Raw genomic sequence first — 871 nt, 5'->3', positions numbered from 1 at the left:
CCGTGCTGCCGTCGCCGGCCGCCGAACCCGCCGCCAGACCTGCTTCATAGACCTGATCATGCGCGCCGGCCGGGTTGCCCTGGTCAACGACGACCTGTGGGACGTCGTTGGTGCCGTTGATGGTGATGGTCAGCGTTGCCGTATCGGTGTCGCCGTCGGCATCCTTCATCGTGTAGTTGAAGGTCTCGGTCAGCGTCTGGCCGGCGTCCAGCGCCTGCACCGCCGGATCGGCGTTGTTGAGCGTATAGGTGTAGGTGCCGTCGGGATTGGCCACGAAGGTGCCGTGCGCGCCCGTCGTCGAGCCATCCCAGCTGACGAAGCTCGTCGGCGTGTCGGCGCCCGGCTGGTTGTTGGCATGCAGGTCGTTGGTCAGCACATTGCCGTTGACCGGCGAAAGCGCGTCCTCGCTGATGCTGTTGGTGTCGTTGACCGCATTGGGCACGTCGTCGACGATGTCGATGACGATGGCCGCCGGGGCCGACGACGAGGTGCCGTCAGAGACGGTGAGCGAGAAGCTGTCGGTCTCGGTGACTGCCGGAACGTCCGTCGTCGTGCTGGTCAGCGTGTACTGATAGGCAGCAACGCCGGTTGCCGGGTTGTAGCCGGTGATCAGCAGCGTGCCGTGGTCGCCCTGGAAGACCGAACCGTTAAGGCTGCCAATGGCAACCGTGACGCCGCCGATGGTGACGCTCTGCACGTCGTCGAGCCCGTCGGCGTCCGACACCGTGAAGGTGCCTGTCGCAACCGTGCTGCCGTCGCCGGCCGCCGAACCCGCCGCCAGACCTGCTTCATAGACCTGATCATGCGCGCCGGCCGGGTTGCCCTGGTCAACGACGACCTGTGGGACGTCGTTGGTGCCGTTGATGGTGAT

1 protein-coding gene is annotated in these 871 nt (G+C 65.9%); it reads right to left on the bottom strand.

All coding sequences use genetic code 11. The features are described 5' to 3' along the window. Positions 1-871 (bottom strand): VCBS domain-containing protein (locus tag EN949_RS35470; protein WP_206535020.1); only part of this gene is annotated, 871 nt, incomplete at both ends.

It is taken from the genome of Mesorhizobium sp. M7A.F.Ca.US.007.01.2.1 (genome assembly GCF_003998165.1).
GTDB lineage: Bacteria > Pseudomonadota > Alphaproteobacteria > Rhizobiales > Rhizobiaceae > Mesorhizobium > Mesorhizobium ciceri.
This window is presented reverse-complemented; position numbering and strand designations above follow the sequence as displayed.